The organism is Rhodococcus chondri (assembly GCF_036327435.1).
Classification (GTDB): Bacteria; Actinomycetota; Actinomycetes; order Mycobacteriales; family Mycobacteriaceae; genus Rhodococcus; species Rhodococcus chondri.
In genome coordinates, this window is the sequence record NZ_JAUZMZ010000189.1 from 1 (window position 1) to 8,463 (window position 8,463).

Below are 8,463 nucleotides of genomic sequence, written 5' to 3' on the forward strand. Positions count from 1 at the left end.
GCCGCCCCGAGCTGTTCGACACGCCGGGTGACGATCGCGACCTCGTCCTCCTCGCTCGCAGGCAGCGGAAGCACGACGGTGTTGAAACGGCGACGCAACGCCGACGACAGATCGTTGACACCGCGGTCGCGGTCGTTGGCAGTGGCGATGACGTTGAAACCCTTCGCGGCCTGCACTTCGGTGTTCAACTCGGGTACCGGCAGCGTCTTCTCGGACAGAATCGTGATCAGCGCGTCCTGCACGTCCGCAGGGATACGTGTGAGTTCCTCGACACGGGCGATGGCACCGTCGCGCATCGCGGTCATCACCGGCGACGACACGAGCGCGGCCGGACTGGGGCCCTCGGCGAGCAGCCGCGCGTAGTTCCAGCCGTACCGGATCGCTTCCTCGGCGGTACCGGCCGTGCCCTGCACCAGGCGCGTGGAGGATCCGGAGATCGCCGCCGCCAGATGCTCGGACACCCATGTCTTCGCCGTACCGGGCACGCCGAGCAACAGCAGCGCGCGGTCGGTGGCGAGGGTCGCGACCGCGACCTCCATCAAGCGGCGCGGACCGACGTACTTCGGGGTGACGACGGTGCCGTCCGACAGTTCACCTCCGAGCAGGTATGTCACCACCGCCCACGGGGACAGCTGCCACGACGGGGGCCGGGGCCGGTCGTCGACCCGCACCAGCGCCGCGAGTTCGTGCGCATACTCCTGTTCGGCGTGTGGACGCAGCAGTGATTGCGTGCCGGTGGCGGATGCGGTGTCGGTCAACTCAACTCCTCGTGAAAGTTCTTGCGCTGGGTCAGAAGGTCGGACGCGGTCACGAAGTGGTGCAGCCGTTCGAGATCGTCGGTTCGGTTCGAGGCGTCGATGAGGAGGTCGACGAGTTCGAACGGCGCCCGGTGGCTCAACAGGGCGATCACCGCGGTGAACAGCTTCGAACCGGGGGCGGTGTGGTACAGCGCGGCCAGTACCCGTTCGGCGATGTCCTGCGGCCACGGCGCCGGAAGTGCTTCGAGCAGTGCGGTTTCGAGCAGGGCCTGCCCGTCTGTCCGATGCAGCCGGTCGAGCAGCACCTGCTGCGGCAACGCGGTAGCGACGCGATCGCCGACGGTACCGTCGCGGTGGAGCAGGGCTGTCGCCCACTGCCCGTCGCGCTGTGACGCGGTCGCCGCGTCCCAGCCGAGCCGTACCGCCTCGTCGAACCCGTCCGGCAGGCGGAGTGTCAGCGCCGCGGCGGGGGAGCCCGCCATCTCGGACCACGTCGCGAGAGGCGCAGACGCCGCGACCGTCCACAATCGGCGTATGTGCTCGTCACGGAAACGTCCGGGGGCGCCGACACCGTCGACGCCGTCGCGGCGCGCCGACTCGTCGAGGATGTCGGGCACAGTGATTTCCAGCGCAGCGACCGGCAGTCCGGCGGCGTCGACCCGCATCCAGTCTCGTGCGCGCTGCGCCATCCGCTGCGCGAACGCCGAGTGCGGAAGCCGGCGCAGCATTCGGCACGCCGCCTCGCGAACCTTGCTGCTGCGGTCGTCGAGTGCCGATTCGAGCAGTGGCTCGTCGTGGTCGCCGAGACCGTCGGACAGCGCCTCGACGAACGTCAGCCGGTGCGCGGCCGGCTCCGATCTCCAGGCGGTCGACAGAACCGCTGCTGCCGCGGCGGGGTCTGCCGCCCGCAGGGCGGTGAACCATCGGCGTCGCGCTGCGGGGGTGGCGTGCAGCCACACGGCGTCGTCCGCGGTATCCGGGGGTACGAGATGTGCCCACTGCGGGTTCTGGGCTGCCAGCCACCGGCCCCGGGCCCCGGTCAACTGCACGAGTTCGTCACGATACGAGGTCGCGGAGGTGGCCGCCCGGTTCAGAAGATCGACCACGTGCTCGTGAGGAATGCGGAAATGAGCTGCGGTAGAAAACCATTCGGCAAGCAGGGGGGATCCGACGACGAGCATGCCCTGCAGCCGATCGACGGCAGCGGCGGGAAGCTCCGGGCGGTCGTCATCGGGTGCCGGTGCCGGCGGCATCGACGGCGCCGGTATCGCCCCGCCGGTGACGAACACCGACTCGAGCGCGGCAGCGCCGAGCAGGACCTGTGCCGGGTCGCCGGTCAGGGACCGCGCGGCCGTACCGGTGTACAGCGAGCCGAGGTCGGGTGCCGAACGCGCGGTACCGAGCAGTGCTGCGGTGGTGAGGGATGCGAGGCCGGTGCCGGTCACAGGGCGAGCTCCGTGTCGCCCGCGAACAGTGACGCCGCAGTGAAGGCGCGGCCGTCCCAGTCGCCGCACACCGTGGCGGGGCGTCCGCCGGCAACGGCCAGCAACCGCCATCGGTCGTCGTCCGCCCCACCGAGCGGCACGGCGCGACCTGCCTGATCCACGAGGGTCCACCGGCCGTCGGCGCAGACCGGAGTCACCGCGGCGAGCAGCATCGGCCACGATCGGATCCACGGATCGGCGGCGAGCGCGTCGGCGTAGTCGTCGAGAGCGGTGTCGAGACCGGTGGCGGGCAGCGCGCCGACCGGTTCGGGGGAACCGTGCTGCGCCCCGAACTGGGCGCGCAGCGGTGCCGATCCCGGATAGAAGTGGAGATCCGCAGCGGTTTCCGTGCCGGGCAGTGGGACATCGGTCGGGAACCGTGCGCTGCCGTGCGCGAAATCGAGCAGGACGGCCCACTTTCCGGTGGTGCGGCCGCGAAGCCAGACCTTACGGGTGAACATGCGGCTTTCCTCTGTGATGCGCGCGGCGAGAACCGACCAGCGATCGCGGACCGCGGGGCGTCGTCGCACCTCATCGCTTCTGGTGGAGAATCCCAGGTGCATCTGCACCGTCCGGGCGAGCGGCTCGGGCAGCGCATCGATGTTGCGGTATGCACGGATCAGCAGGTGCAGGCGCGCATATTCGGTCAGGGCCTTCGACGGCCAGTCGGTCTCGGTGGCCACCACGGCGGGCAGCGCCCGCAGGGCCCCGGCGACGCCCGGTGCCTGAGCGTCGACCATTCGCGCTGCCATCGCGTCGTAGGTCGAGTAACCGTGGTCGACGGCACCGAGTCCGTTACGAACTCGGTCGGTGAGCCATCGATCGAGTTCGTCGAGTCCCGCGGCGACGCGTTGAGCGCGGCGCAGTGCGGTTGCGGAATCCGGCGTATTCGGCGGGTCCGGAACCGCTGCCGGTGAGGCCGCGCCGTCTGCTGTTTCCGCGTGTGCTGTAGCGCGCTTGTCGAGCCACTCGGTGACGAATGCGGGTGCGGTCGCCTCGGGGAGTGTCTCGGCGGACCACAGCATCAGCAGGCTCAATGCGTGCTTGCAGGGGAACTTCCGGCTCGGGCACGAGCAGCGGTACGCGGGCCCGTTCAGGTCCACCGCCGTCCGGTACGGATTGGTACCGCTCCCGCGGCACAGTCCCCACAGGGCATGCGCGGAGCGCCCGGTCTCGGTCCACTGCGGGCCGAGTTCGCGCGCGGCCGACGCCGACGACGAGTCGGGAGCGGCCGCAGTGATTTGCGCGGGGGACCAGGGAGTTGTCACGTTCGATGAACGTACGGGAGGAGTCCGACAGCTCGCCAACCGTCAGGACGAGGTCCGTTCGGTCAGCCGACGCCGGACGCCGTCCACCAACAATGTCAAACCGAACTCGAACCGCACCGCCGGATCGCCGTCGAGAAGGTCGTCGTCGGAGGTCGCCGGGGTGCCGGTGGTGACCGCGGGCGAGATCGGTCCGCGTGTCAGGGCGCCGAGCTCGGCAAGCTGGAGCCGCGACTGCTCGTCGACGGTGTGGCCGAGTACATAGTGCAGCAGGGCGTACCCGGTGAGTTCGGCGTGCGCGCGCGACAGTCCGGCGTCGAGGGCGGCGGCGACGAACGCGTCCCGCGCCCGTGAGGTGGTCAGGCGTGAGGCATACGTCGCAGCGACCAGTTCGGCGCCGTCGCGATGAGCGAGTAGTGCTCCGCGGAATCGGTAACCGAGTTCGGTGATCGCGCCGTCCCACGTCTGCGCGGTGGGCGGGGCGTCGACGCCGTCGAGGATGCGGTCGGCCATCGCGCCGAGCAGCGTCTGTTTGTTGGGAAAGTGCCAGTACAAGGCGCCGGGCTGGACGCCGAGGGAGGTGGCGAGTTTGCGCATGGTCAGGTCGCCGAGACCGTATTCGTCGAGGATCGCCATGGCGCCGTCGAGGACATCGCCGCGTCGCAGCTGCACGTATTCGCTCCTGGTGTTGCGGTTCCTGCCTTTGACACTAGTCCACCCGCCCCCTAACCTGAACGCTGTTCAAGTGACCTGAACATTGTTCAAGTCCCGACCTGCCTCCGCAGATCATCCCTTGTCGAACCGACCTCAGGAGCCCCCGTGACTCAGGCGACCGCCCCCACCGACGTTCTCTCCGTCGCCCGCGAGCAGGTGCTCGAACGCGGCCGAGGTCTGCGTCGCGAGCAGATTCTCGAGGTCCTCCAGCTGCCCGACGATCGGCTCGACGACGTTCTCACGCTGGCGCACGAGGTGCGCATGCGGTGGTGTGGGCCCGAGGTCGAGGTCGAGGGCATCATCAGCCTCAAGACGGGTGGATGCCCGGAGGACTGCCACTTCTGCTCCCAGTCCGGGCTTTTCGCTTCCCCAGTCCGGTCTGCGTGGCTCGACATCCCCGCGCTTGTGGAAGCCGCCAAGCAAACCGCGAAGACCGGTGCGACGGAATTCTGCATCGTCGCCGCCGTCCGCGGACCCGACGCGCGCTTGATGGCCCAGGTGGCTGCCGGCGTCGAGGCGATTCGTGCCGAGGTCGACATCCAGGTCGCGTGTTCGCTCGGCATGCTCACGCAGGAGCAGGTGGACCAACTTGCCGCTATGGGGGTGCACCGCTACAACCACAACCTCGAAACCGCGAGATCGTACTTCCCGAACGTCGTGACCACCCATACGTGGGAAGAGCGTTGGGACACATTGCGTATGGTCCGCGAGGCGGGCATGGAAGTGTGCTGCGGCGGCATCCTCGGAATGGGCGAGACGCTCGAGCAGCGCGCCGAATTCGCCGCGGACCTGGCGGAGCTCGGGCCCGACGAGGTGCCCCTCAACTTCCTCAATCCCCGTCCCGGTACCCCTTTCGGGGATCTCGAGGTGCTCTCCGCTTCCGAAGCGCTGAAATCGGTCGCGGCGTTCCGGCTCGCGCTGCCCCGCACCATCCTCCGTTTCGCCGGGGGCCGTGAGATCACGCTCGGCGACCTGGGGGCGAAGCAGGGCATCCTCGGAGGCATCAACGCCGTCATCGTCGGCAACTACCTGACGACGTTGGGACGGCGCGCCGAAACCGACCTCGATCTGCTGGAGGAACTGAAGATGCCGATCAAGGCACTCGGCGAGAGCTTTTGATGATGTTCGATCCCTATACCGGCGCCGAGGCTGCGGGCGGCAGTGCACTCGCGCGGCCCGTCGCGGCACGTCTGGGCCTCGAGCCTCCGCGCTACTGCACCCAGTGCGGACGTCGCATGATCGTGCAGATCGCGCCCGACGGCTGGTGGGCGCGATGCTCCCGGCACGGGACGATCGACTCGTCGCTGCTCGAGCAACGCTGAGTGCGCCTGCCGGATCGCCGCTTCCGCTGCCGATGCCCGACCGTCGGAGATCGATCCGATCGAGCATCGCGCGGTCGGGCACGGGGCCGCGGCGCGAACACCCGCGCCGGCGGCCCTGTCGTTATGCCTCGATCGCGTTCGACAGCGAGGTGAGGCGCTCGTACTCGAGGTCGGTGAGGACGAGTCGCGTGGCGTCGAGAAGCGCGGGCAGTTGCTCGATCCGGCTGACGCTGGCGAGCGGAGCGACCACACCGGGCCGCGCCGACAGCCATGCCAGTGCGACTGTCGAGATCTCGACGGCGTGCGCGGTTGCGATCTCGGAGAGTGCGTCGACCACGGCGAGACCGGCGCCGGTGAAGTAGCGCATGGCCATGCGTTCGCGGATCCGGCCCGTCAGGTCGTCCTGCGAGCGGTACTTGCCGGTGAGGAATCCGGCCGCGAGCGCGTAGTACGGCAGCACGCCCAGGCTGTGCTCGAGGGCCAGTGGTGCGTAGGCGTTCTCGTACTCCACACGATGGACGAGGTTGTAGTGAGGTTGCAGCGACACCGGCGCGGCGAACCCGTTGGCCGCTGCGACCTCGAGCCATTCCGCAACCCGTGCGGGGGCGAAGTTCGACAGGCCGACGTAGCGCACCTTGCCGTCGCGGACGAGTTCGTCGAACGCGGCGACGGTGTCGACGAGCGGCGTCGCCGGGTCGTCGGAATGCGCGTAGTACAGATCGATGTGGTCGGACTGCAGTCGCTTCAGCGACGCGTCGGCCGCGGCCTTCACGTTGGCGGGAGACAGGCCCTGGTACCGGGGGTGGTGTCCCACCTTCGTCGCGATCGTCACCTCGTCGCGCACTCCGCGCGCGTCAGCCCAATTGCCGAGGATGGTCTCCGATTCACCCCCGGAATTGCCCGGCGCGAACGCCGAGTACGAGTCGGCGGAGTCGATGAAGTTGCCACCGGCGGCCCGGAAAGCGTCGAGGATCTCGAACGATGTGGCCTCGTCGGCCGTCCAGCCGAAAGTGTTGCCGCCGAGGGCGATGGGGAAAATGTCGAGCTCAGAATTACCGATCGTTGCCACAGTGCTCCCGTCGTAGGCGATTCGTACCCGCGCACCCTAACCGGCGATGGACCTGTCGTCAGGCGGGTGGGCGCAGCGCAGCGAACTCGTCGGTGACCCGCAGTCGCGAGTCGGTGAAGCGGTACAGGGCGGGAGGGCGGCCACCGGTACGGCCGGGGGGTGCGGTGGTGCCGGTGGGAACGAGCACGTTACGACGACTGAGTACCCGCTGTAGATTTGTCGCATCTACTTGGTAACCCAATGCTGCGCAATATATTTCACGGAGCGTCGACATCGCGAACTCGGATGGCGCGAGACCGTAGGCGATGTTGGTGTACGAAAGTTTCGCGGCGAGTCGGGCGCGTGCGTTCTCGACCATGATTCCGTGATCGAACGACATCTCGGGTAGATGCGAGACCGGATGCCACGAGGTGTCGTCGGGCAGTTGCGGGTCGGACGTGATGGGAACCAAGCCCAGATAGGTCGATGCGATGGTGCGCGCGCCGGGTACGCGGTGCGGTTCGGAGAACACCGACAACTGCTCGAGATGGGCGACCTCACGTACGTCCACCTTCTCGGCGAGCTGGCGGCGGGCCGAGGTGGTGAGATCCTCGTCGTCGTGCAGTCGGCCACCCGGCAGCGACCAGGACCCGGCCTCGGGATCGAGTGCGCGTTGCCACAGGAGAACGGCCAGTTCCGGGCCCGATCGAGGTGACTGCGCGGTGGCGGGGAAGTGGCGAACCTGGAACACCACGATGAGCACCTCGTGATGAGTGTTACTATGTGGCATGTTTTCGATCCTAAGTCGAAAACCCCCCTGAACGGAAATCCGGGCGAGCGCGTCCGGGTTGCACCCTCCGAAGGAGCTAGGCCATGACCACGACCGAGTGGGCGGCCGCCGCCGCCACCATCATCGACGGCCCCGGCGGCTACACCGGCATCGAGGCGACGCCGGAGTGGGCCGACGAGGTTCGTCGGCTGGCCCGTGAACGCAACGCGACGCTGCTGGCGCACAACTACCAACTGCCCGCGATCCAGGACATCGCCGACCACGTCGGCGACTCTCTCGCGCTGTCGCGTATCGCCGCGGAGGCCGAGGAGGGCACCATCGTCTTCTGCGGTGTGCACTTCATGGCCGAGACCGCGAAAATTCTCAGCCCGAACAAAACCGTGCTCATTCCCGACGAGCGCGCCGGTTGCTCGCTGGCCGATTCCATCAACGCGGACCAGTTGCGCGAGTGGAAGGCCGATCATCCCGACGCCGTTGTCGTCTCGTACGTCAACACCACCGCCGAGGTGAAGGGCCTGACGGACATCTGCTGCACGTCGTCGAACGCGGTGGACGTCGTCGCCTCCATCGACCCCGACCGCGAAGTGCTGTTTCTGCCCGACCAGTTCCTCGGCGCGCACGTCAAGCGCGTCACCGGCCGCGAGAACATCCATATCTGGGCGGGGGAGTGCCACGTCCACGCCGGCATCAACGGCGAGGAACTCGCCGCGCAGGCCCGGTCGCACCCGGACGCCGACCTGTTCGTCCATCCCGAATGCGGCTGTGCGACGTCGGCGCTGTACCTGGCCGGCGAGGGTTTCGTACCCGACGACAAGGTCAAGATCCTCTCGACCGGCGGGATGATCGACGCGGCCCGCTCCACGGGAGCCAAGCAGGTTCTCGTCGCCACCGAGGTCGGGATGCTCCACCAGCTGCGCAAGGCCGCACCGGGTATCGACTTCCAGGCCGTCAACGATCGGGCCTCCTGCCCGTACATGAAGATGATCACCCCTGCCGCGTTGCTGCGCTGCCTGCGGGAAGGCAAGGACGAGGTGCACGTCGACCCGGCGGTCGCCGAACGTGCCCGACTGTCCGTGCAGCGC

9 protein-coding genes are annotated in these 8,463 nt (G+C 68.3%); 3 read left to right on the forward strand and 6 right to left on the reverse strand.

All coding sequences use genetic code 11. The features are described 5' to 3' along the window. From Q8814_RS22345 to Q8814_RS22360, 4 genes are all read right to left on the reverse strand, one after another. Nucleotides 1-758, reverse strand: a 758-nt coding sequence (locus Q8814_RS22345; RefSeq protein WP_330154174.1) for an ATP-binding protein, incomplete at its 3' end; no start/stop codon positions are given. Next, entirely contained in the window at nt 755-2,203 is a 1,449-nt protein-coding gene (locus tag Q8814_RS22350; protein ID WP_330154175.1) for a DUF5691 domain-containing protein, read from the reverse strand. The genes Q8814_RS22345 and Q8814_RS22350, both read right to left, overlap by 4 nt. Then, on the reverse strand, nt 2,200-3,510 hold the full coding sequence (locus Q8814_RS22355; protein WP_330154176.1) for an SWIM zinc finger family protein: 1,311 nt from the start codon (nt 3,508-3,510) through the stop codon (nt 2,200-2,202). Before Q8814_RS22355 ends, Q8814_RS22350 begins: the two co-directional genes overlap by 4 nt. A gap of 42 nt (nt 3,511-3,552) precedes the next feature. Then, nucleotides 3,553-4,179, reverse strand: coding sequence for a TetR/AcrR family transcriptional regulator C-terminal domain-containing protein (locus Q8814_RS22360; protein WP_330154177.1), 627 nt, complete (start codon nt 4,177-4,179; stop codon nt 3,553-3,555). A 147-nt stretch (nt 4,180-4,326) separates the two neighbouring features. Here Q8814_RS22360 and bioB point away from each other — a divergent pair, with 147 nt between their 5' ends. Continuing rightward, entirely contained in the window at nt 4,327-5,340 is a 1,014-nt protein-coding gene (gene bioB, locus Q8814_RS22365; protein WP_330154178.1) for a biotin synthase BioB, read from the forward strand. Nucleotides 5,341-5,342: 2 nt separating this feature from the next. Further along, nucleotides 5,343-5,543 (forward strand): biotin synthase auxiliary protein BsaP, encoded by a 201-nt coding sequence (gene bsaP, locus Q8814_RS22370; RefSeq protein ID WP_330154182.1) that lies wholly within the window; start codon nt 5,343-5,345, stop codon nt 5,541-5,543. Between the two features lie 121 nt (nt 5,544-5,664). Here the strand turns inward: bsaP and Q8814_RS22375 are convergent, their stop codons facing one another. After that, nucleotides 5,665-6,612, reverse strand: a complete 948-nt coding sequence (locus Q8814_RS22375) for an aldo/keto reductase (RefSeq protein ID WP_330154179.1) — start codon at nt 6,610-6,612, stop codon at nt 5,665-5,667. Between the two features lie 58 nt (nt 6,613-6,670). Further along, nucleotides 6,671-7,381, reverse strand: coding sequence for an NUDIX hydrolase (locus Q8814_RS22380; protein WP_330154180.1), 711 nt, complete (start codon nt 7,379-7,381; stop codon nt 6,671-6,673). An 83-nt stretch (nt 7,382-7,464) separates the two neighbouring features. On the opposite strand from Q8814_RS22380, the gene nadA reads away from it, so the two are divergent. Beyond that, the coding region (gene nadA / locus Q8814_RS22385) for a quinolinate synthase NadA (protein ID WP_330154181.1) at nt 7,465-8,463 on the forward strand (999 nt) is incomplete at its 3' end.